The organism is Bacillus sp. G1(2015b) (assembly GCF_001482475.1).
Classification (GTDB): domain Bacteria; phylum Bacillota; class Bacilli; order Bacillales; family Bacillaceae; genus Bacillus; species Bacillus safensis.
The window spans coordinates 175952-199451 of sequence record NZ_LKIC01000003.1; the positions used below are offsets into that span (position 1 = coordinate 175952).

The 23500-nt window shown below is 43.9% G+C and carries 21 protein-coding genes; 19 read left to right on the forward strand and 2 right to left on the reverse strand.

Translation table 11 applies throughout. From position 1 onward, the window contains the following. The first annotated feature begins 7 nt into the window (after positions 1–7). The 9 genes from AMR95_RS03380 (at position 8) to AMR95_RS03420 (ending at position 9028) form a co-directional block, all read left to right on the forward strand. Positions 8–601, forward strand: a complete 594-nt coding sequence (locus AMR95_RS03380) for a sugar transferase (RefSeq protein ID WP_082672200.1) — start codon at positions 8–10, stop codon at positions 599–601. Continuing rightward, positions 564–1250 carry an acetyltransferase gene (locus tag AMR95_RS03385; RefSeq protein WP_058837596.1) on the forward strand — a complete coding sequence of 229 codons (687 nt, stop codon included), beginning with the start codon at positions 564–566 and terminating at the stop codon, positions 1248–1250. Before AMR95_RS03380 ends, AMR95_RS03385 begins: the two co-directional genes overlap by 38 nt. After that, complete coding sequence (locus AMR95_RS03390; RefSeq protein ID WP_058837597.1) at positions 1250–2428, forward strand: DegT/DnrJ/EryC1/StrS family aminotransferase; 1179 nt, start codon at positions 1250–1252, stop codon at positions 2426–2428. The genes AMR95_RS03385 and AMR95_RS03390 overlap by 1 nt, the downstream gene beginning before the upstream one ends. 149 nt (positions 2429–2577) lie before the next feature. Next, positions 2578–4200 (forward strand): nickel ABC transporter substrate-binding protein, encoded by a 1623-nt coding sequence (nikA, locus tag AMR95_RS03395; RefSeq protein WP_058837598.1) that lies wholly within the window; start codon positions 2578–2580, stop codon positions 4198–4200. Positions 4201–4218: 18 nt separating this feature from the next. Further along, positions 4219–5163, forward strand: a complete 945-nt coding sequence (gene nikB, locus AMR95_RS03400) for a nickel ABC transporter permease subunit NikB (protein ID WP_039181545.1) — start codon at positions 4219–4221, stop codon at positions 5161–5163. Then, entirely contained in the window at positions 5160–5993 is an 834-nt protein-coding gene (gene nikC, locus AMR95_RS03405) for a nickel ABC transporter permease subunit NikC (protein ID WP_039181542.1), read from the forward strand. The genes nikB and nikC overlap by 4 nt, the downstream gene beginning before the upstream one ends. 4 nt (positions 5994–5997) lie before the next feature. Next, entirely contained in the window at positions 5998–6813 is an 816-nt protein-coding gene (nikD, locus tag AMR95_RS03410) for a nickel import ATP-binding protein NikD (RefSeq protein ID WP_180272444.1), read from the forward strand. A 13-nt stretch (positions 6814–6826) separates the two neighbouring features. After that, complete coding sequence (gene nikE, locus AMR95_RS03415; protein WP_039181539.1) at positions 6827–7642, forward strand: nickel import ATP-binding protein NikE; 816 nt, start codon at positions 6827–6829, stop codon at positions 7640–7642. Between the two features lie 60 nt (positions 7643–7702). Then, complete coding sequence (locus AMR95_RS03420) at positions 7703–9028, forward strand: MATE family efflux transporter (protein WP_058837599.1); 1326 nt, start codon at positions 7703–7705, stop codon at positions 9026–9028. A 21-nt stretch (positions 9029–9049) separates the two neighbouring features. Here the strand turns inward: AMR95_RS03420 and yvfG are convergent, their stop codons facing one another. Beyond that, positions 9050–9265 carry a protein YvfG gene (gene yvfG / locus AMR95_RS03425; protein WP_024423509.1) on the reverse strand — a complete coding sequence of 72 codons (216 nt, stop codon included), beginning with the start codon at positions 9263–9265 and terminating at the stop codon, positions 9050–9052. 70 nt (positions 9266–9335) lie between these two features. On the opposite strand from yvfG, the gene rpoN reads away from it, so the two are divergent. Further along, complete coding sequence (rpoN, locus tag AMR95_RS03430) at positions 9336–10634, forward strand: RNA polymerase factor sigma-54 (protein WP_058837600.1); 1299 nt, start codon at positions 9336–9338, stop codon at positions 10632–10634. A 172-nt stretch (positions 10635–10806) separates the two neighbouring features. Further along, positions 10807–11544 carry a FadR/GntR family transcriptional regulator gene (locus tag AMR95_RS03435; RefSeq protein WP_058837601.1) on the forward strand — a complete coding sequence of 246 codons (738 nt, stop codon included), beginning with the start codon at positions 10807–10809 and terminating at the stop codon, positions 11542–11544. A gap of 27 nt (positions 11545–11571) precedes the next feature. Here AMR95_RS03435 and AMR95_RS03440 read toward each other — a convergent pair whose 3' ends face one another. After that, a complete protein-coding gene (locus AMR95_RS03440; protein ID WP_058837602.1) occupies positions 11572–13014 on the reverse strand; it encodes a sigma-54 interaction domain-containing protein in 1443 nt (480 codons plus the stop codon). A gap of 209 nt (positions 13015–13223) precedes the next feature. On the opposite strand from AMR95_RS03440, the gene AMR95_RS03445 reads away from it, so the two are divergent. The 8 genes from AMR95_RS03445 (at position 13224) to eno (ending at position 23356) form a co-directional block, all read left to right on the forward strand. Then, positions 13224–14417 carry an ornithine--oxo-acid transaminase gene (locus AMR95_RS03445; protein ID WP_039181526.1) on the forward strand — a complete coding sequence of 398 codons (1194 nt, stop codon included), beginning with the start codon at positions 13224–13226 and terminating at the stop codon, positions 14415–14417. A gap of 138 nt (positions 14418–14555) precedes the next feature. After that, positions 14556–15929 carry an amino acid permease gene (locus AMR95_RS03450; RefSeq protein ID WP_058837626.1) on the forward strand — a complete coding sequence of 458 codons (1374 nt, stop codon included), beginning with the start codon at positions 14556–14558 and terminating at the stop codon, positions 15927–15929. A gap of 309 nt (positions 15930–16238) precedes the next feature. Continuing rightward, the gene (locus AMR95_RS03460; RefSeq protein ID WP_039181517.1) at positions 16239–17276 is read left to right on the forward strand and encodes a sugar-binding transcriptional regulator; all 1038 of its coding nucleotides are present in this window, start codon (positions 16239–16241) and stop codon (positions 17274–17276) included. 31 nt (positions 17277–17307) lie between these two features. Then, positions 17308–18315: a type I glyceraldehyde-3-phosphate dehydrogenase gene (gene gap / locus AMR95_RS03465; RefSeq protein WP_012011304.1), complete on the forward strand. Its 1008-nt coding sequence runs from the start codon at positions 17308–17310 to the stop codon at positions 18313–18315. Between the two features lie 213 nt (positions 18316–18528). Then, positions 18529–19713 carry a phosphoglycerate kinase gene (locus AMR95_RS03470; RefSeq protein ID WP_024426073.1) on the forward strand — a complete coding sequence of 395 codons (1185 nt, stop codon included), beginning with the start codon at positions 18529–18531 and terminating at the stop codon, positions 19711–19713. Positions 19714–19743: 30 nt separating this feature from the next. Beyond that, entirely contained in the window at positions 19744–20505 is a 762-nt protein-coding gene (gene tpiA, locus AMR95_RS03475; RefSeq protein WP_017359213.1) for a triose-phosphate isomerase, read from the forward strand. Beyond that, complete coding sequence (gene gpmI, locus AMR95_RS03480) at positions 20498–22033, forward strand: 2,3-bisphosphoglycerate-independent phosphoglycerate mutase (protein ID WP_039181511.1); 1536 nt, start codon at positions 20498–20500, stop codon at positions 22031–22033. Before tpiA ends, gpmI begins: the two co-directional genes overlap by 8 nt. A 30-nt stretch (positions 22034–22063) precedes the next feature. Then, a complete protein-coding gene (eno, locus tag AMR95_RS03485) occupies positions 22064–23356 on the forward strand; it encodes a phosphopyruvate hydratase (protein WP_003212752.1) in 1293 nt (430 codons plus the stop codon). Positions 23357–23500: the final 144 nt, after the last annotated feature.

Consider the following 23500-nt stretch of genomic DNA (forward strand, 5'->3'; position numbering starts at 1 on the left):
TGCAATGATGAAAAGAATGATCGATGTGATGGTGGCATTGACGCTGCTCATCGCAGGCAGTCTTCTTTTTCTTCTCATCTATGGACTGATTAGATGGAAAATTGGAACGCCTGTGGTGTTTCGGCAGAAGCGGCCTGGTCTGTATGGCAGGCCTTTTATGCTCTATAAATTTCGGACAATGACCGATGAACGCGACGAACATGGGCAGCTGCTGCCAGATCATCTGCGTTTAACAAAAACCGGCGCCTTGATTCGAAAGCTTAGTCTTGATGAATTGCCGCAGCTTGTCAATGTACTCAAAGGAGAGCTCAGTCTCGTCGGGCCAAGACCGCTTTTGATGGAGTATTTGCCTATGTATACAGAGGAACAAGCAAGGCGTCATCTTGTAAAGCCCGGCATAACAGGATGGGCACAGGTGAACGGCCGAAACACGCTTTCCTGGGAGGAGAAATTCACCTATGACCTTTGGTATGTCGAGCATCAATCGTTTTGGCTCGATATGAAAATTCTATGGATGACCTTGCTGAAAGTCATGAAAACAGAGGGGGTGCAGCAGCCGGATCATGCCACAGCTGAAAAATTCAAAGGAACCGATATGTAAGAAGCAAACCATTGGTTTAATTGGGGCTGGAGGACATAGCAAAGTCATCCAAGATCTCATTTTTGCACATTCCGATTACTCATTATGTGCGGTGTTAGATGATCAATTTGAAGAGGTGGTCACTCAAAGCGGGATTTTGTATGGACCGATATACATGAGTGAGCAGCTGAGAAAGACCATGCCACATATGAAATGGCTGATTGCGATCGGACAAAATGAGATCAGACAGCTCATGAAGGAACGCCTCTCATTTGAAAACACAGCGTACGCCACACTCATTCATCCAGAGGCGGTCATAAGTCCGTCAGCTGTCATTGGAAGGGGGACTGTTGTGATGGCAAGGGCAGTGGTACAAGCGGATGCAGCCATCGGTGAGCATGCGATTATGAATACAGGATCTATCGTGGAGCATGACTGCATACTCGAATCGTTTGTGCACCTGTCACCAGGCGCGGTTCTGACTGGCGGTGTTTCCGTGCGGGAGGGTGCCCATATTGGGGCAGGTGCCGTCGTGACACCGGGTACAACGATTGGAAGCTGGACGGTCATTGGCGCTGGAGCAGCAGTGACAAGAGATATACATGATCAGAAGGTTGCGGTAGGAATTCCTGCAATGGAAATCAAAGATCGGAAAGAAGGTGGAAAGTGATGAAAGAAAAGAAGCGAATTTACTTATCTCCTCCGCATATGAGCGGAAAAGAGTATCTCAAAATAGAGGAAGCCTTCAAGAGCAACTGGATTGCGCCGCTTGGACCGCTTGTGAATGAATTTGAGCAGACAGTAGCGGACTATGCAGGAGTGAAGACAGGCGCGGCTTTATCCTCAGGAACAGCGGCGATTCACCTTGCTTTAAAGCTGATAGGTGTACAAAAAGAAGACATTGTCTTTTGTTCCACCCTCACGTTTGTTGCAACGGCAAATCCGATTTTATATGAACAAGCGGCGCCCGTTTTTATTGATTCTGAAAGGGAGACGTGGAATATGTGCCCGCTCGCTTTAGAGAAAGCCTTTGTTGAAACAAAACGTCTTGGGAAAAAACCTCGCGCGGTCATTGTCGTCCATTTATATGGGCAAAGTGCAAAAATGGACGAGATCATGACTTTGTGTGAAGCATATGATGTACCCGTCATTGAGGATGCGGCTGAATCGTTAGGTGCGCTGTATAAAGGAAGAAAAAGCGGCTCAATGGGCAGGTTCGGTATCTATTCTTTTAATGGAAATAAAATCATTACAACATCAGGGGGCGGAATGCTTGTGAGTGATGATGAAGCTGCGATTGAACGATGCCGCTTTCTTGCGTCACAGGCCAGAGAACAAGCCATGCACTATGAGCATCAAGAGATGGGCTACAACTATCGCATGAGCAACCTCTTAGCAGGGGTCGGGATTGCTCAAATGGAAGTGCTGGACGAGCGTGTTGATCAAAAGCGCCGCATTTTCCAGCGTTATCAGGACGCTTTATCAGAAGCGGATGGTCTTCATTTGATGCCAGAATATCAAGAAACGAAATCCAACCGCTGGCTGACGGCATTGACCATTGATCGTGATACAAAATTGTCTCCAGCAGATATCATTCTTGCTTTAGAAAAAGAACAAATCGAAGCAAGGCATGTATGGAAGCCGCTACACCAGCAGCCGCTCTTTCGTCATTGCCCTTTTTATACTGCGGAAAAAGGGACGCCTGTATCCGAGCTGTTATTTGAGAGGGGGCTTTGTCTCCCGTCTGGAACGAGCATGACAGATGCAGATCAGGAGCGTATCATCCATATACTTCATGACATGCTGCGAGAAAAAACATTTACCTCTTCACAGGCTGCTCATTCGTAAGCAGCCTTCCTCTCTTTCTATCAAATTCCTCATTTTGTGGAATAATTAGGAATAAGTATTGTCATTTCGTTTCAAATATGATATTGACAAGGGCTCCCTTCCTCCTTAAAATGAAAATGATTATCAGCATCAATTAGGAGGAGCAACTTATGACTATTTGGAATTATTTCCCTAAAATTAAAATAAATACTGTGTTACCCTTCCTGCTTATTTTCTTTTTATTAGTAGGATGCTCTCAAACAAACAATGGAGCGGATGGAAACAAGGATCACCCTGACATGATCACTATGGCGTGGCCAAGAGATATTGGTGAAATGAATCCACACGTATACAACCCATCACAATTGTTTGCACAATCAATGATTTATGAGCCGTTGGTGAGCTATCAAAAGAATGGAAAGCTGAAACCAGAATTAGCGAAATCATGGGATGTTTCAAAGGATGGCAAGGTGTATACGTTCCATTTAAGAGACGGAGTAACATTCTCAGATGGCTCTGAATTTAATGCGGATATTGTTAAAAAGAACTTTGATACGATTTTAAAAAATAAAGATTTACATAGCTGGTTAGGTGTCATTAAGAAAATCAAAAAGACAGAAGCCGTTGATAAAAAGACATTTAAACTCACATTAACAGCACCATATTATCCAACTGTTCAAGAATTAGCCGTTGTTCGTCCAGTTCGTTTCTTAGGTGAAGCAGGCTTCCCTAAAAACGGAGATACGTCAAAAGGAATTGAAAAACCAGTGGGGACAGGCCCTTGGATTTTAAAAACATATAAGAAAGATGATTATGCTATTTTCGAACGAAACGATCATTATTGGGGAGAAAAACCAAAGGTAAAAGAAATCAAGGTAAAGGTTATCCCAGATGCGGAAACGAGAGTCATGGCATTTGAAAAAGGTGATGTGGATCTACTTTACGGAGAAGGAACCATTAGCCTTGATTCCTACAAACAGCTAGAGGCAAGCGGCAAGTATGAAACGAAAATGTCAGAGCCTGTTGCAACGAGACAGCTTGTCATGAACACAAAAGTGGATCAGCTGTCAGATGAGAAAGTGCGTCATGCCCTTCAATATGCCTTCAATAAAAAATCAATGGTAGAAGGGGTCACTTCTGGTTTAGAGGATGAAGCAGATCACATCTTGCCGACAAACATGCCGTATACGTCAAACATTCAGGTGAAGTCTTTCAAATATGATGTGGATAAAGCCAAAGCATTGCTGGATGAAGCGGGCTGGACACTTCCAAAAGGAAAATCCGTTCGTGAAAAAGATGGGAAAAAGCTTGAGTTCAGCATGATGTATGACTCGGCAGAATCGATTCAAAAAGCGATGGCAGAAACGCTGCAAGCCGAATGGGCAGCCGTTGGTGTCGGCGTCAAGCTTGAGGGTGTGGATTTGGCCACACAGGTTCAGCGCTTTAAAGCCAATAAGTTTGATATGAACTTCTTTAGCAACTACGGAGCGCCGTATGATCCGCATACGTTTATGAACGTTCTCTCATCAGATGGATTTGGATTCAAAGAAGCCATTTCAGCCTACCCAAATAAGGAAAAGCTGATCAAAGAAATGACGGAAATTCCATCAACAACAAATGAAAAGAAACGTAAAGCACTGTATTCGTCTGTCTTATCCTCTTTACAGGATCAAGGGGCAATTGTGCCAATCTCTTATTTTAAAAAGACAGCCGTTTATCAAAAAGCTGTGAAAGACTTTGAATTCCCTGCGAATCGTGATGAACAACCTTTCACAGGCATTAAGCTGAAGTAACAGAAGGAAGGTAAGGAAATGGGCCGCTATATCGTCAAACGATTGCTATCAATTATTCCTGTATTTTTATTAGCCACACTGCTCACAACTGGTATGATTCACCTTTCGCCAGTTGACCCGGCTGAGGCATATTTAGCAGCGGCTCATATCCAGCCTACGGATGAAATATTAGCGCAAAAACGAAGTGAATTTGGCTTAGATGAGCCATTTTATATGCAATATCTTCATACCATTGAAAAAGTCATTCATCTTGATTTCGGCCGGTCGTATATGTCCAATCAGCCTGTCGTTGATGAGGTGATGTATCGAATACCGGCGACGATTCAATTGGCACTGACCAGTCTGCTGATCGCTATTTGTGTCAGCATTCCGCTCGGCTTTTTCAGCGGCATGAGGAAAAATGGTGCCGTTGATCATGTGAGCCGGCTCATTTCTTTCTTAGGAGCATCTATCCCAACGTTTGTTTTGGGGTATTTGCTCATCTTCTTTTTTTCAGTGAAGCTCGACCTTTTACCAGTTGAAGGGGTCGGAACATGGGCGCATCTCATCCTGCCGTCGATCACACTGGCAGTCCCTTTAATTGCTACGTATACAAGGCTGTTACGTTCAAGTGTGAGTGAGGCGCTTCAAGAACCTTTCGTTCAATATGCGAGAATGAGAGGATTGAAGGAACAATCGATCATGTTCAAGCATGTGTTCAGAATCGCGATATCGCCGATGCTGACCGGACTTGGGGTGAACCTCGGCAAGCTGTTAACCGGAACCATTATTGTAGAGGCCGTTTTCTCATGGCCGGGGTTTGGCCGCTTTTTTATTGAAGCGATCTTTAACCGTGATTTGCCAGTCATTCAATTTTATGTCCTCATGTCAGCCTGTATTTTTATCTTGAGCAGTTTGATGGTTGACTTGATTCAATTGATCATTGACCCTCGTATTTCTAGAAAGGAAGGCCGCCAGCAATGATGACAAAAGTAAAACATCTCTTCTCTCATCAAAAGATGATCTCGATCTGCGCTCTGCTGCTCGGTCTCCTGCTGATTGTGACAATATGTGCGCCATGGATCGCCCCGCATGATCCGGCAGCTGTCAATCTAGCGATGAAGCTAAAGGGATCTTCGTGGGAGTATCCTCTTGGAACAGATCAATTAGGGCGGTGCAATTTATCTCGTATTTTATATGGTGCGCGTGTTTCGCTCGGCTGTGCGTTATTAATCTTTCTTTCTTCGTTATTCATTGGTTTAATTGTCGGCCTGTTTTCAGGATACAAAGGCGGCTGGATTGATCATGTTTTGATGAGAATCTGTGACGGTGTCATGGCATTTCCAAACCTGGTGCTGATCCTTGGGTTAGTCGGCATTTTCGGTCCGGGACTTTCTCAAGTCGTACTTGCTTTGATGCTTGTGCAATGGGTGTATTATGCCCGCGTCTTCCGAGGGATGGTGCTCAGTTTAAAAGAACAGAACTTTATTGCAGCTGCAAAAATCAGTGGGACCTCGCACTGGAACATCATGAGAAAGCATATGATTCCCAATGTCCTGCCGCCATTAGCAGTCATTGGAACACTCGAAATGGGCTGGGCGATTATGGACATTTCTGCGATGTCTTTCCTCGGATTAGGGGTTCAGCCTCCTATGCCTGAATGGGGAGCAATGATTCATGAAGGGAAATCGTATATTCAAACGAATCCTCAATTGATGCTGTACCCGGGTCTTGTGATCATGACTGTGGTGATTCTGTTTAATTTACTAGGAGAAGCCCTTTCAGAGAAATATGGTATCAAACGCCGTGTGTAAAGGAATGATCAATGTGCAAGAGCCCATTTTACAAATAGAGAACCTGCATGTGCATACGAAAACACCTCAAGGGACAACCCCTCTTATTCAAGAAGTATCGTTTGAAGTAGAGCGCGGTCAAATCCTTGGATTAATTGGTGAGAGCGGCTGCGGGAAAACAGTTACAAGTATGTCGATCTTACGTATGCTTGATCGAAAAACAACTGAAGTCACTGGCAGTATCACATTACAGGGACGAGAATTGATCGGTATAAGTGAAAAGAATATGCGGTCCATTCGAGGCAAAGACATCTCATATATTATGCAAAATCCAATGAACAGTTTTACGCCGGTATGGACAATCGGCCATCAGCTGGTTGAAACCATCCGCCGGCATTCTGCTGTTAGTAAAAAGAAGGCACGAGCACAGGCAATGGATGCTTTAGCGCAAATGAATCTGCCGCAGCCAGACGAACTGTTCAACAAATACCCCTTTGAATTAAGCGGAGGGATGCTGCAGCGTGTCATGATCGCCATGGCTGCCTGTATGCACCCGCCCCTCATCATTGCAGATGAGCCGACAACTGCTTTAGATGTACACAATCAGAAACGGGTGCTTCAGCATCTGAACCAAATTCGTCATAACTATGGAACGGCCATTTTACTCATTACCCACGATCTTGGTGTCATTGCTGAAATGGCAGATCAAGTTGTCGTCATGAAACAAGGAGAAATTGTGGAAAAGGCAGGAGTTCTTGAACTTTTTGAACAACCAAAGCATGATTATACAAAAAAACTATTAGCAGCTCGTCCATCTATCCCAGCTGTTTGCCCGATTTGAGGTGAGAAGGCCCTTGCATTTATTAGAAGTGAAAGCAGTCAGTCATGCATACAACAGCCGGTCGTTTCTAATGAGAAATAAAGGCGCAGCCCCTGTCCTGAAAAGCGTCGATTTGAACATTGAAGAAGGCACTTGCCTTGGACTGCTGGGACAAAGCGGTGCAGGAAAAAGTACACTTGGCCGCATCATACTTGGTTTAGAGAAACCAAGAGCTGGACAGGTTCTTTTTGAAGGTCAGGATGTTTATCGTGCAGATCAGCAAACACGTAAGCATTTTCGCAGGCATGTGCAAGCGGTATTTCAGGATTCCTATTCGGCGGTAAATCCAAGATGGACAGTTGAACAAATTTTATCTGAACCGCTTGAAAACTATGAAACCATGAGCCGAAAGGAACGTAAAAACGTGCTGATTCATTGGTTGGAAAGAGTCGGGCTCAGTGAAAAAGATTTGTCTAAATATCCGCACCAATTCAGCGGCGGCCAGCTGCAAAGGATCAACATTGCTAGAGCTTTATTGCTCCAGCCAAAGCTCATTGTACTTGATGAATCTGTCAGCAGCTTAGACATGGTCACACAGGCTGTCATTTTAGATTTATTAGTAGAATTAAAGAAGGAGCTGGGTGTGGCTTACTTATTTATTACACATGATATGACAGCAGCCTATCACTTAAGTGATCAATTGGCGATTCTTGATCAAGGAAAGCTTGTCGCCCAATTTCAATCAAAGGAAGAATTCTTTTCATCAGAAGAGGAAGCGGTGCGGAAAATGAGAGATGCAATGCTCGCAGACCATCCTTTGTCACGAACGATTGGCAGACCGGTTCGGTAAAGCTTTATTATCAATGCCTCTTTGAGAAGAGGCTATTTTTCATGAAAGGCAGGTGGCGTCGTGAACCATCGAGCGTATTTAGCTTTGGCCATTCCTTTAACGATTTCAACGATGACCACTCCTTTACTTGGAGCTGTTGATACAGCGGTTGTCGGTCAGCTCGCAAATCCTGCTTATATTGGAGGCGTTGCGGTCGGCAGTCTCATTTTCAGTACATTATATTGGCTGTTTGGTTTTTTGCGGGTAAGTACATCTGCTTTTGCCGCCCAGGCAAACGGGGCGCAGAATGAGGAGCAGGGTGTTCTTGCTTTTCTAAGACCTTTTTTCGTCGCCATCATCGTCGGACTTTGTTTTATTGCCCTGCAATGGCCGATTATTCAATCTGCTTTTCTAGTGATCTCTCCTGATGCTGATGTCCGTCAATTTGCCGCAGACTATTTTCATATTCGCATTTGGGGAGCGCCTTTTACTTTAATGAATTATGTCATATTGGGCTGGCTGATGGGGATGGCAAAAATGAAAGAAGCCCTTTCTTTACAAATCTTGATCAATGTCATGAATATGGCGCTTGCATTTCTGCTTGTTCATGTGTTTTCGTTTGCAGTCAAAGGAGTTGCGGCTGCGACATTGATGTCTGAATTAACCGCTTTTGTGTTAGGGGCATGGATCATCATGAAGCATTCGTCAAACGGATTCCAGATGCCTTCCATTAAGAAAATCATGGATACTCACGCAATGCAGAAAATGTTTCATGTGAATAAAGATTTGTTTATCCGGACGATCTGTCTGCTAGTGGTCATCAACATGTTTACGGCAAAAGGGGCTTCTTTTGGTACGGAGCTGCTGGCTGCTAATGCCATCTTATTTCAAATTCACTACATCATGGCTTATTTGTTCGATGGTTTTGCCAATGCTTCCAGCATCCTTGTTGGGCGGTCAGTTGGTGCAAATGACCGTTCTCTTTATGAAAAAACTTTAACCCTTTCAAGGCAGTGGGCACTTGTTATGGCATGTGTCATTGCGGCGGTTTATTTTCTATTAAAAGAGCCGATATTGAGCCTTTTTACAAATCTCCCTCAGCTGCTTGACGTGACATTACGCTATGCAGACTGGCTTGTACTTTATCCGTTTGCGGCTTGCTTCGGTTTGGTCATTTACGGCGTATTTACAGGTGCGACAGAAATTGCCCCTGTTAGAAATTCGATGCTGTTTGCAATGATTTTGTTTATCGTAGTTCAAACCGTGGTCACGCCCATTTGGCACAATCATGGCCTATGGTTTGCCTTTATCATCTATACTGTAGGGCGGTCTGGCTTTTTAATGATGTATAAATCGAGGCTGGATCAGAAGCTTTTTGCATATGATAAACACCCTTTGTCATCTTGACAAAAGGGTGTTCTTTTTCGTTCATTCGCTTTCTTTTTTCACCTTTTGATAGGCTTCATCAAGATGCTGAATTCGCTTCAATACAACCGCATTTTTGGTCAGCTGGTCTTGAACAAGCGTTGACACCACTGAGCGGTAATAGGCATTCATCGCATGAACTTTGTCTTCATTTTGGTTCATGGCGATGTGCTGTTTCAAGTTGTCGACAAAGTATGGAACGGAAAAAAGTTCAGACATAGAAATCACTCCTATTTCGTATATACGGTCCGTCAATCTTCATGTAAAATGATGAGAGGGAGGGGAGACAATGAGCCTTAAACTGCAACAAGAACAGGTATTAAAGCAGGTGCTCACACAAGAACTCAGGCAGGCCATTACGCTGCTGCAGCTGAATTGCGCAGAGCTCGGCGAGTATCTTGACCAGTTAGCGCTTGAGAACCCTCTGATTGAGCGGAAAGACACGGACAGCTATCAACCAGTTTATCATAAAAAATCACAAGATCGAATGACAGAGCCGTATCGAACGCATCAAAAAGAAAGCCTGCAAATGTTTTTAAAAAGACAGGCGATTGATTTGAATTTAAGTGAAAAGAATCAAAGAATCTTTCATTTTATGATTGAGTCCATTGATTCCAATGGCTATCTAAATGAACCGATCGACACAATGGCAGCTGTCTTAAAGGTGCCAGCTGAAGAAGTAGAAGCCGTCCTTCATCAGCTGCAATCACTAGAGCCTGCCGGGATTGGCGCAAGATCATTGCAGGAATGCATCCTCCTGCAGCTGAGAAGAAAAAGGGAGCGCTGGTATGAAGCCGAGCTGATCATCGAAGAGCATTTCTTTCTTTTTGCCAGAAAGGCTTGGAAGGAAATTGCGGCGAAAACAGGTGTTTCAATGAAAACACTCCAAGCGGTACAAGATGAAGTGTCTCAGCTTGAACCAAGACCAGGCCTTCATTTCTCATCTGATGAAGAGCATGTGTATATCGAGCCTGATGTGACGATTACTGTGGTGCAGGATCACATCACATTTGAGCTAAATCAGCGCGCTTTTCCAGACGTTGAAATGAATGAAGGCTACTTCGCCATGATTCAAGACCAAAAGCGGCACGAAGCATACACGTATTTAAAGGAAAAAGAGCAGCAGTACAATTGGCTTGTCCAAGCGCTGAGGCAAAGAAAGCAAACGATGACTCATGTCGTTCGTGAGATTATCTCACATCAGACGGATTTTTTCCTAACAGGGAAACATAAAATGAAACCGCTTACCATGAAGCGGATCGCAGATATACTGCAAGTCCATGAGTCAACAGTCAGCCGTACTGTAAAAGGGAAAATGGTGCAAACCCCTTATGGTCTCATGGAAATGAAACAATTTTTCCAAGCAAAATTAGAAGGGCATTCGCTAGAAGAGGCGTCCAGCTACACAGTCAAAACGCACATTGCAGAGCTCATTCAAACGGAAAATAAGAAAAAACCGTATTCAGATCAGCAAATCATGACGCTGCTTCAGCAAACCTTTGGCATCCGCGTGTCGCGCAGAACCATTGCAAAATATCGCGAACAAATGAATCTTCCAGCCTCAACGCTGAGGAAGCGCTACGATTAAAAAGAAGTACTTGCCAGAACATGGCTCGTGCTTCTTTTTTTGTTGAAAGCAAGGCAGCTCGAAGATTTCTTGAAAATTAAAGAGGGGAGACGTGTGATCTGAAATTTTGGGGTAAAGTATAAGATAGGGCATGAGCCGATAGGGATAGACAACAGTGATGAGGTGAGACCAATTGAAATATAAACAAATCAAAACGAAAAAAATATATGAAGAAATTGCGGATGCATTAATTGAATCCATTCGTACAGGTGAGCTTCTTCCAGGGGAAAAATTAGATTCGGTTCAAGCGCTCTCAGAAAGCTTTCAAGTCAGCCGTTCCGCTGTAAGAGAGGCACTGTCTGCTCTTAAAGCGATCGGATTAATAGAGATGAAGCAAGGGGAAGGCACGTATGTGAAGCAGTTCGATCCTGAGCAGCTCACATTTAGTCTGTCTCCTGCATTTTTGATGAAGCAGCATGATATCACGCAGCTCCTTGAATTAAGAACCATTATTGAGACGGGTGCTGTCAAAAAGGCAGCGCTTTTGCGAACGGACGATGACCTTCATCAGCTGCGTGAGGCACTCGAACAAATGAAACTCGCAGAAGCACATAAAGAAATTGGTGAAGAGGCAGACCTCTCCTTCCATCTTGCTTTAGCCAAAGCCTCAAAGAATGATTTATTAAAGGCGTTAATGAATCAGGTCTCCACCTTGCTGGTAGAAACAATGCGGGAAACGAGAAAAGTCGTCTTGTTTTCAAGGAAAGCCTCCATTCGGCAGCTTTACAAAGAACATGAACACATTTACAAAGCTGTTATGGCAAGACAGCCAGAAGAAGCAGAAAGAGCGATGCTCACGCATTTAAAAAATGTAGAAAAACTGCTGAGTGATGTGAGTCAAGAACCGGCAGGACAGTCAGAACCACAGTAAGCTGTGCCGAATGAGGGCACAGCTCTATTATGACCGAGAAATATGCAGTTTCTTCATGCGATATTGCAGACTTTGCCTGCTCATGCCCAATATCTTTGCAGTCTGTGAAATATTATCGTCCATTTTTTCTAAGTAATGGACGATGTATTGTTTTTCGAATCGTTCCATTTGGGTTTGAAAATCAGTCGTATGTTCTGGGCTTGTATAAATAAACGTGTCAGCTGCTGTGGTATGCTGCAAAGGATTCGTCTGTAATTGCGCTGCAGGACGACCTTCCCCGTGCTTAAATCTAAAATGATACGGAAGGTGATGCATGCTTAAGTAATCCTCATCCATCATCATATTCATTCCCGCTTCAATCACATGCTCCAGTTCCCGTACATTCCCCGGCCAATCATACGCTTGAAAAAGGGCTAGTACCTCTTCGTCAGCCGCCTTCACCTCCATTTGAAACAGCTCATTATATTTTTGAATAAAATGACTGACAAACGTAGGAATATCTTCTTTTCGCTCAGAAAGCGGTGGAATAAATAAGGTGACAATACCTAACCGATAAAATAAATCCTTGCGCATGCGTCCGCCTGCGATAGCATCCACAGGGTCCTCATTCATATTAGCAATGACTCTTACATCAACGGCGATTTCTTTTGTGCTGCCTAACCTTCTCACCCGCTTCTCCTGTAATACGCGCAGCAGTTTTGCTTGAAGACCAGGATTTAATGAGTTGATCTCATCAAGCAGAAGTGTACCACCCTGCGCCTGTTCAAATAAACCGGGCTGATCAGTTGCGCCGGTAAAAGCCCCTTTTTGTGTACCAAAGAGCAGACTTTCAATGAGATTATCAGGCAGTGCCGCGCAATTCTGGGTAATAAATGGTCCAGATGACCGGCTGCTGCCGTTATGAATGCTTTGAGCAAATAGTTCTTTTCCTGTTCCTGTTTCTCCCACAATGAGCACATAGGAAGAGGTGCGTGTTGCTCGTTTTGCATGCTCAATCACCTCTAAAAACGCAGGGCTTTGTCCAATAATGGAATCAAAGGTAAAGCGCGTGCTTCCTTTTTTCTTCATATTGTGGTGAATCAGCCGCTCCAGCTTGGTCACATCATTCGAAATTTCAACCGCTCCTTGGATGAGGCCATCTCGAACGAGCGGGTATGTATGATTAATCGTTGTGATTTCTTTTCCGTTGTAATTATGATACGTCTGCTTTGCATGAACGGTTTGTTTCCCAGTTCGCAGTGCTTGGACGAGCGTACTGTGCATTTCGTCTTGGAAGACGAAGAGGTCTAATACATTTTTATGGAGAACATCAGAGCGTTTCAAAGACTCAATCTCCATCATTTTTTTATTATAAACAACAGTATTGCCATTCTCGTCAATTGCATGAACACCGACATCTATTAAATCGAGCATTTGCTTATACAAATCAATCTCATTTATCAGCTTTGCAGTATATGAATCTTCTTTCATTGCTACACCTCCAGACGTTACCTCTATTTTACATGAAAAATTTTGCGGTTTCCTCTAAAAAATTTGGCATGCGCAAAGATATTTTGCACAAATAACCTGCTCAATCATCGCCATGATGCAGGCAGAAAGTTGGCACGATCCTTGCATATCATATGTGTGTAGATGAACCTAATTTAAAAAAGGCTAGCTTATAGAAGGAGGAATAGACGATGACACAGACAAATGAATTGATTCAACAAACGGAACAATACGGTGCGGCAAACTATCATCCGCTGCCAATTGTGATTTCAGAGGCTGAAGGAGTTTGGGTGACAGACCCTGAAGGCAATCGATATATGGATATGCTGAGTGCGTATTCCGCAGTGAACCAAGGCCATCGCCATCCCCGCATTATTGAGGCGCTCAAAAAACAGGCAGACCGTGTGACACTGACTTCAAGAGCTTTTCACAATGATCAGCTTGGACCATGGTATGAGAAAATTTGTCAACTGACGAATAAAGAGATGGCACTCCCTATGAATACTGGAGCTGAGGCTGTAGAAACAGCTGTAAAAGCAGCACGACGCTGGGGCTATGACGTCAAGGGAATCGAAGACAATCGCGCAGAAATCATTGCGTGCGTCGGAAATTTCCATGGCAGAACAATGACGGCTGTTTCCCTTTCTTCTGAAGCAGAATATCAAAGAGGTTTCGGTCCAATGCTTCCAGGCATCAAACTGATTCCTTACGGAGATATTGAAGCGTTACGTGAAGCCATCACACCACAAACAGCGGCTTTTCTGATTGAGCCTATTCAAGGGGAAGCGGGAATTGTCATGCCGCCAGAGGGCTTCTTGAAGGAAGCGAAGGCGCTTTGTGAACAGGAACATGTGCTGTTCATTGCAGATGAAATTCAGGTCGGATTAGCGCGAACAGGCAAGATGTTTGCATGCGACTGGGAAGACATTGAGCCAGATATGCTGATTCTTGGGAAAGCTTTAGGCGGCGGTGTATTCCCAATCTCGTGTGTAGTAGCAAACCGCGATATATTAGGCGTGTTTAACCCTGGGTCTCACGGCTCTACCTTTGGCGGCAATCCTCTTGCGTGTGCGGTGTCGCTGGCTGCACTAGATGTCTTAATCGACGAAAACCTTGCAGCGCGTTCTATGGAGCTTGGCGAATACTTAAAAGACAAACTGTCTCGCATTCAAAGTCCTGTTATCAAGGAAGTGCGCGGCCGCGGATTATTTATCGGCATGGAGCTGACAGAGGCTGCGAGACCTTATTGTGAGAAGCTGAAACAAGCAGGACTGTTATGTAAGGAAACCCATGAGACCGTCATCCGCTTTGCACCGCCTCTCACTATTTCTAAAGAAGATTTAGACTGGGCGATTGGTCATATTGAAGCATTATTTCAAGCATAAATGTCAAAGGGGGAGAACCATCACTTTCTCCCTTTCTCTTTCCACGAACAGCGAATTTTGTCAAAGGATGATGAATAGAAGAGTGAAAGTGGGGAAGCGGATTTGAAGCAAGAACAGCATAATGAACTAGAACGTTCCATGAAAAGCAGGCATCTCTTTATGATTGCCTTAGGCGGCGTCATTGGTACTGGTCTTTTCCTTGGATCAGGACTCATTATCCATCAGGCTGGACCCGGGGGAGCCATTCTCTCCTTTATCATTGGCGGATTGTTAATGTATTTGGTGATGCTCTGTCTTGGAGAATTAGCAGTGGCGATGCCGACAGCGGGTTCCTTTCAAGAGTATGCAACCAAATATATAGGCCCGTCCACAGGCTTTATGATCGGCTGGCTTTATTGGTTTAGTTGGGCATGTACAATTGGACTGGAGTTTACGTCAGCAGGCATTTTGCTCCAAAGGTGGTTCCCAGATATCCCTGTTTGGCTGTGGTGTCTTGCATTTAGTGTGATTTTATTTGCCGTGAATGCCATCTCAGCTCGCAGCTTCGCTGAAACCGAGTTTTGGTTTTCAGCCATTAAGGTCGCTGCCATCCTATTATTTATTATCATTGGAATTGGCGCAATTTTCGGAATGATTCATCTGAAAGATGGAGAACCAGCCCCTCTATTTCGTCATTTGACGGATCATGGCGGACTATTTCCTAACGGTGTTTTTGCTATTTTATTAACCATGGTCACGGTCAATTTCTCCTTTCAAGGAACAGAACTTGTAGGGATTGCCGCAGGAGAGAGTGAAAGCCCTGAAAAAACATTGCCGCGATCTATACGAAATATTATTTGGAGAACGATGGTCTTCTTCGTTTTATCCATTGCGGTTCTGGCCGCTCTTCTTCCGTGGCAGACAGCAGGCACCGTCGACAGTCCGTTTGTCGTCGTGCTGGACAAGGTCGGCATACCATATGCTGCAGATATCATGAATTTTATCATCATCACAGCCGTCTTATCTGTAGCAAACTCTGGGTTATATGCATCATCACGTATGCTCTGGGCGCTCTCGAAAGACGGAAAAGGACCCAACTTTACGAAAAAACTGTCCAAGCGTAAAATTCCGATCAATGCATTATTGGTGACAATGGGTGTATCTGCACTATCTCTGCTTACAAGTGTTGTAGCACCAAAAACGGTGTATGTGTGGCTCATTTCGATTTCTGGTATGGTCCTTGTTGTGGTGTGGATGTCCATTTGCTTGTCTCAGTATTTCTTTAGAAAACAATTCATAAAGGAGGGCGGAGATGTAAAGGATCTCGTCTTCCGAACACCGCTCTATCCATTTGTTCCATTAGCAGGCTTTATCGCATTTGGCATCGTCCTCATCAGCTTATTTTTTATCGAGGATCAGCGGATCGGCCTTTATTGCGGAATCCCGTTCATGGCCGCCTGCTACATCATTTATTATCTTAAAATCAAACCGAAGGAAGAGGCAAAACAGTTTGGAACCATCACAAAAACATAAGCAGGTCCTGAAAAAAATGTGCATGCTGATATCACCAGCATGCACATTTTCAATCGTGTATTCATTCTATATAAAGGGAAATAAATATTTTGAAAAGAAATATCATCGCAAGAACCTTGATGACAAGCAGGCTTTCGGTGAAAATGTGTCTATTTTTTGTCTAAATGTGTTTCTAAGAGTTGAAAATGCAAGATTATCCTGTTAAAATAATTAAAGAAAGCAGGGATTGATTTTTTTTGGCTGTGGCGGGACGTTTTTTGTCACAGTGGGACGTTTTTAGTCCAACGTGAAAAGAAAGGGTCGTTAGCCATGAATCGTTTATTGGAAGCTCAAAAAAAATTATTGCCAGATCTTCTCATTGTTATGCAAAAACGCTACGACATTTTGCAGTACATCAGATTAGCTGAACCAATTGGCCGCAGAAGTCTTGCGACGAGTCTTGGTCTCAGTGAGCGCATCTTACGTGCTGAAGTTCAGTTTCTAAAAGAACAAAATCTGCTGGATGTCAAAACGAGCGGCATGATGCTGACGAGTGAGGGTCACGCTTTGCTTGAAATGCTTGAAGGAATGATGAAGGACGTTTTAGGTTTAACCTTTTTGGAAAATACACTAAAGAGAAAGTTAGGCCTGGAAGAAGTCATTATCGTTTCTGGTGACAGTGACGAATCCCCGTGGGTGAAGCAAGAAATGGGAAGAGCTGCTGTCCAATGTATGAAAAAAAGGTTTACTGGAAATAATATCGTCGCCGTCACTGGCGGAACGACGATGGAAGCCGTTGCCGAAATGATGACCCCTGATGCCAAAAACCGCGATATGATGTTTGTCCCTGCGAGAGGCGGTCTTGGGGAGAATGTAAAAAATCAGGCAAACACCATTTGTGCCCACATGGCTGAAAAAGCTTCCGGTACTTACAAACTGCTGTTTGTTCCAGGACAGCTGTCAGAAGGTGCTTACTCTTCCATTATTGAAGAGCCGTCCGTCAAAGAAGTGCTTCAAACGATTAAATCGTCCACGATGCTCATTCATGGTATTGGTGAAGCAAAAACAATGGCGATGAGACGAAATACACCAGCTGAAGATTTAAAAAAGATTGATGAGCATGACGCAGTGACAGAGGCCTTTGGCTATTACTTTAATCGTGATGGTGAGGTCGTACACAAAGTGCACTCCGTCGGCATGCAGCTAGATGATCTAGAAAGCATTCCACACATCATTGCTGTTGCAGGTGGATCATCAAAGGCGGGGGCGATTGAAGCTTATTTCAAAAAACCACGCCGAACGGTTCTCGTCACAGACGAAGGAGCCGCAAAAGAGTTATTAAGGGAGTCAATTGATCCCTCAATATAAAACATTGTGACCTATAAAAGGAGGAAACATCATGGCAGTAAAAGTCGGTATTAACGGATTTGGACGTATTGGACGTAACGTATTTCGTGCAGCATTAAATAATCCTGAAGTTGAGGTAGTAGCGGTTAACGATCTAACAGATGCTAACATGCTTGCACACCTTTTACAATATGACTCTGTTCACGGAAAACTAGATGCAGAGGTTTCTGTAGACGGTACAAACTTAGTAGTGAACGGTAAAACAATCGAAGTATCAGCTGAGCGTGACCCTGCGAAATTAAGCTGGGGTAAACAAGGCGTAGAAATCGTTGTTGAATCTACTGGATTCTTCACAAAACGTGCAGACGCTGCGAAACACTTAGAAGCTGGAGCTAAAAAAGTCATCATCTCTGCTCCTGCTAACGAAGAAGATATCACAATCGTTATGGGTGTAAACGAAGACAAATACGATGCAGCTAGCCACGATGTCATCTCTAATGCATCTTGTACGACAAACTGCTTAGCACCATTTGCAAAAGTACTTAACGATAAATTTGGTATCAAACGCGGTATGATGACAACTGTTCACTCATACACAAATGACCAGCAAATTCTTGACCTTCCGCACAAAGACTACCGTCGTGCTCGTGCAGCTGCGGAAAACATCATCCCAACTTCTACAGGTGCTGCGAAAGCTGTTTCACTTGTATTGCCTGAACTTAAAGGTAAATTAAACGGTGGCGCTATGCGTGTTCCAACACCTAACGTTTCTTTAGTTGACCTTGTTGCTGAATTAAACCAAGATGTAACTGCTGAAGACGTAAATGCAGCACTTAAAGAAGCAGCTGAAGGAGAACTTAATGGAATCCTTGGCTACAGTGAAGAGCCATTAGTATCTGGTGACTACAATGGTAATGCAAACTCTTCAACAATCGATGCTCTTTCTACAATGGTGATGGAAGGCAGCATGGTGAAAGTGATCTCTTGGTACGATAACGAGAGCGGATATTCTCACCGCGTTGTTGACCTTGCAGCTTACATTGCAAAACAAGGTCTTTAATTTCTCACACTGAAGGAACTCACTTGGTTCTTTCCTAGAGACACGATATAATGAAGACGGACAAGGGAAGGGGAAGCATCCCTTTCCCTTTTTCTCTGTTTTTATCCGTTCTGCACGATTTCTCGTTTTGATGAGGGCAAAATGGGAAAAGGATAAAGAGAGTCTTGTCCAATGCGTAAGGAAACCAGAATAAAGGAGGATCTCCTGACGAGCATGAATAAGAAATCAGTAAAAGACATTGACGTAAAAGGTAAAGTTGTGTTCTGCCGCGTAGATTTTAACGTTCCAATGAAGGACGGAGAAGTGACGGATGATACTCGTATCCGCGCAGCATTACCAACGATTGAGTATTTAACAGGACAAGGCGCAAAGGTACTGCTAGCTAGTCATTTGGGTCGTCCGAAGGGTCAAGTTACTGAAGAACTGCGTCTGACACCTGTGGCAAAACGTCTGCAAGAGCTTCTTGGAAAAGAAGTGAAAAAAGCAGATGAAGCTTACGGCGACAACGTGAAAAAGCAAATCTCTGACTTAAAAGAAGGAGATGTGCTAGTGCTTGAAAACGTTCGTTTCTATCCTGGTGAAGAAAAGAACGATCCTGAATTATCAAAAGCATTTGCTGATTTAGCCGATGTGTATGTCAATGATGCGTTCGGTGCTGCACACCGTGCACATGCATCGACAGCAGGTATTGCAGCTTATCTTCCGGCTGTTTCAGGCTTCCTCATGCAAAAAGAGCTTGAGGTGTTAGGAAAAGCCATTTCAAATCCTGATCGCCCATTTACAGCGATTATCGGCGGCGCAAAAGTAAAGGATAAAATCGGTGTGATTGAAAGTCTTCTTGATAAAGTAGACAACCTCATCATCGGCGGCGGACTTGCTTACACATTTGTGAAAGCACTTGGCCACGAGGTAGGGAAATCTCTATTAGAAGAAGACAAAGTCGATTTAGCGAAATCCTTTATGGACCGTGCAAAAGAAAAAGGCGTGAACTTCCTGATTCCAACAGATGTTCTGGTAGCCGACGACTTTTCAAATGATGCGAATACAAGCATTGTGCCAATCTCTGAAATTCCAAGTGATCTAGAAGCACTTGATATTGGAACAGAGACAAGAGAAAAGTATGCTGACGTTATTAAAAACAGCAAACTTGTTGTCTGGAACGGGCCAATGGGTGTATTTGAAATCGATGCATTCGCTAAAGGAACAAAAGCTATCGCAGAAGCACTGGCAGAAGCAAAAGATACATATTCTGTCATTGGCGGTGGAGATTCAGCAGCAGCTGTTGAGAAATTTGGTCTTGCCGATCAGATGAGCCATATTTCTACAGGCGGCGGCGCTTCACTTGAATTTATGGAAGGCAAAGAACTTCCTGGTGTTACTGCATTAAACGATAAATAAGACCAAAACTGCTATAAGGAAGTGTCAATCATGAGAAAACCAATTATAGCTGGGAACTGGAAAATGAACAAAACACTTGGCGAAGCAGTCAGCTTCGTTGAAGAAGTTAAGTCATCTATTCCATCTCCTGACAAAGTGGAATCCATTGTCTGTGCGCCAGCTCTTTTCCTTGAAAAGCTAAACAGCCTTTCAAACGGAACAGACCTTAAAATTGGTGCACAAAACATGCACTTTGAAGAAAATGGTGCATTCACTGGTGAAATCAGCCCTGCTGCTCTAAAAGATCTAGGCATTGGCTATTCAGTGATTGGGCATTCAGAGCGCCGTGAATTCTTTGCAGAAACAGATGAAACAGTGAACAAAAAAGCACATGCTGCATTCAAGCATGGCATCGTTCCAATTATTTGTGTAGGTGAAACGCTTGAAGAGCGTGAAGCTGGCAAAACAAATGAACTTGTCGCTGATCAAGTGAAGAAAGCACTAGCTGGTTTAACGAAGCAGCAAGTGGCTGAATCTGTGATTGCCTATGAGCCAATCTGGGCTATCGGTACAGGAAAATCTTCTACAGCGAAAGATGCAAACGATGTTTGCGCACACATCCGCCAAACCGTTGCAAGCGAATTTGGTCAAGAAGCGGCAGACAGCCTTCGCATTCAATATGGCGGAAGCGTGAAGCCGGCAAATATTAAAGAATATATGGCAGAATCCGATATTGACGGTGCTTTGGTAGGCGGCGCAAGCTTAGAACCTCAGTCTTTCGTTCAATTATTGGAGGAAGGTCAATATGAGTAAGAAACCAGCAGCATTAATCATCTTAGACGGGTTCGGTTTAAGAGGCGAAACAGTCGGTAACGCTGTCGCACAAGCAAAAAAACCGAACTTTGACCGCTACTGGAACGAATTTCCGCATCAAACCTTAACAGCTTCAGGTGAGGCAGTAGGTCTCCCGGAAGGTCAAATGGGGAACTCTGAAGTGGGACATTTGAACATCGGTGCAGGACGCATTGTGTATCAAAGCTTAACAAGAGTGAATGTTGCCATTCGTGATGGGGAATTTGAGAAAAACGAAACGTTCCTAGATGCAATGACTTATGCAAAAGAGAATGACAAGGCGCTTCATTTATTTGGTCTCTTGTCAGACGGCGGTGTGCACAGTCACATCCAGCATCTTTTTGCCCTGCTGAAGCTGGCGAAAAAAGAAGGCTTAACAAAAGTATACATTCATGGCTTCTTGGACGGACGTGACGTTGGTCAGAAGACAGCTAAAGTGTACTTAAAACAGCTGGAAGAACAAATCAAAGAAATCGGTGTCGGTGAAGTGGCAACACTTTCTGGACGCTATTACTCAATGGACCGTGACAAACGCTGGGATCGTGTGGAGAAAGCGTACCGCGCGATGGCGTATGGTGAAGGCCCAAGTTATCAAAACATCTATGATGTCGTTGATGACTCCTATGAAAATGGAATCTACGATGAATTCGTTATTCCATCTGTCATTACGAGAGAAAATGGTGAGCCGGTTGCCAAAGTAAACGACGGTGACTCTGTGATTTTCTATAACTTCCGTCCAGACCGTGCCATCCAAATCTCGAACACTTTCACAAATGCAGATTTCCGCTCGTTTGACCGCGGAGAAGCTCATCCGAAGAATTTACACTTCGTTTGCTTCACACACTTCAGTGAAACGGTTGACGGCTATGTTGCCTTCAAACCAGTGAATTTGGATAACACAGTAGGAGAAGTGCTTGCTCAAAACGGATTGAAACAGCTGCGGATTGCTGAAACAGAGAAATATCCTCACGTGACGTTCTTTATGAGCGGTGGCCGTGAAGAAGAATTTCCTGGTGAAGACCGCATCTTAATCAATTCACCAGATGTGGCAACCTATGACCTTAAGCCAGAAATGAGCGCTTATGAGGTAAAGGATGCACTTGTTGCAGACATCAATGCTGACAAGCATGATGCGATCATTCTGAACTTTGCTAACCCGGATATGGTTGGTCATTCAGGTATGCTTGAGCCAACAATCAAAGCTATTGAAGCAGTAGATGAGTGTTTAGGAGCTGTAGTCGACGCAATCCTGGCAAAAGGCGGACATGCCATCATCACGGCAGACCACGGTAACGCAGACGTGCTAATTACCGAAGAAGGAAAGCCGCATACTGCACATACAACGAATCCTGTGCCAGTCATCGTGACGAAAAAAGGTGCGACGCTTAGAGAAGGCGGCATTTTAGCCGATCTATCTCCAACGCTTTTAGACTTACTTGGTCTTGAAAAACCAAAAGAGATGACAGGAACATCATTGATTCAAAAATAACAAATTGATTCAAAAGGAGAGAAATTAAAAATGCCATACATTGTTGACGTATATGCACGCGAAGTATTAGACTCTCGCGGTAACCCAACAGTTGAAGTAGAAGTTTACACAGAATCTGGCGGCTTTGGCCGTGCGCTTGTTCCAAGTGGTGCTTCTACTGGTGAATATGAAGCAGTAGAACTACGTGACGGAGACAAAGACCGTTACCTTGGAAAAGGTGTTCTGACAGCTGTAAACAACGTAAACGAAATCATTGCACCAGAGCTTTTAGGCTTTGATGTAACAGAACAAGTAGCGATCGACAAAATGTTAATCGAACTTGACGGAACAGAAAACAAAGGGAAATTAGGCGCAAACGCAATCCTTGGCGTATCTATCGCTGTAGCACGTGCGGCTGCTGATTTCTTACAAATTCCACTTTATCAATACCTTGGTGGATTCAACTCCAAAACGCTTCCAGTACCGATGATGAACATCGTCAACGGTGGAGAGCATGCGGATAACAACGTAGACATTCAAGAATTCATGATTATGCCTGTAGGTGCTCCAAACTTCCGTGAAGCACTTCGCATGGGCGCTCAAATCTTCCATAGCCTGAAATCTGTATTAAGCGCAAAAGGCTTAAACACAGCTGTAGGTGACGAAGGTGGATTCGCTCCAAACCTTGGTTCTAACGAAGAAGCACTTCAAACAATCGTTGAAGCGATCGAAAAAGCTGGCTTCAAACCAGGTGAAGAAGTGAAACTTGCAATGGATGCTGCATCTTCTGAGTTCTACAACAAAGAAGACGGTAAATATCATTTATCAGGCGAAGGTGTTGTGAAAACATCTGCTGAAATGGTTGACTGGTATGAAGATATGGTATCGAAATACCCAATCATCTCTATCGAAGACGGCCTTGATGAAAACGACTGGGAAGGTCACAAACTATTAACTGAGCGCCTTGGCAGCAAGGTTCAGTTAGTAGGAGACGACTTGTTCGTTACAAATACGAAGAAGCTTTCTGAAGGAATCAAAAACGGCGTTGGTAACTCAATCCTGATCAAAGTAAACCAAATCGGTACATTAACTGAAACATTTGATGCAATCGAAATGGCAAAACGCGCAGGATACACAGCTGTTATTTCTCACCGTTCTGGTGAAACTGAAGACAGCACAATTGCAGACATCGCTGTTGCAACAAACGCTGGACAAATCAAAACAGGTGCTCCGTCTCGTACGGACCGTGTGGCGAAATACAACCAATTACTTCGCATCGAAGATCAATTGGCTGAAACAGCACAATATCACGGCATTGCAACATTCTATAACTTGAATAAATAATGTCAGCTATGCGCTGCGTTCCACTCTTTTATGAGAGCGGGACGCAGCGTTTTTTTTGTTGGCTAATTCATTTGACTTATCCTATTTCTGTAAAACCTCCTCCTTCAGTTAGAGAAGAAGTCAACATCCCCTTCATTTATAAGC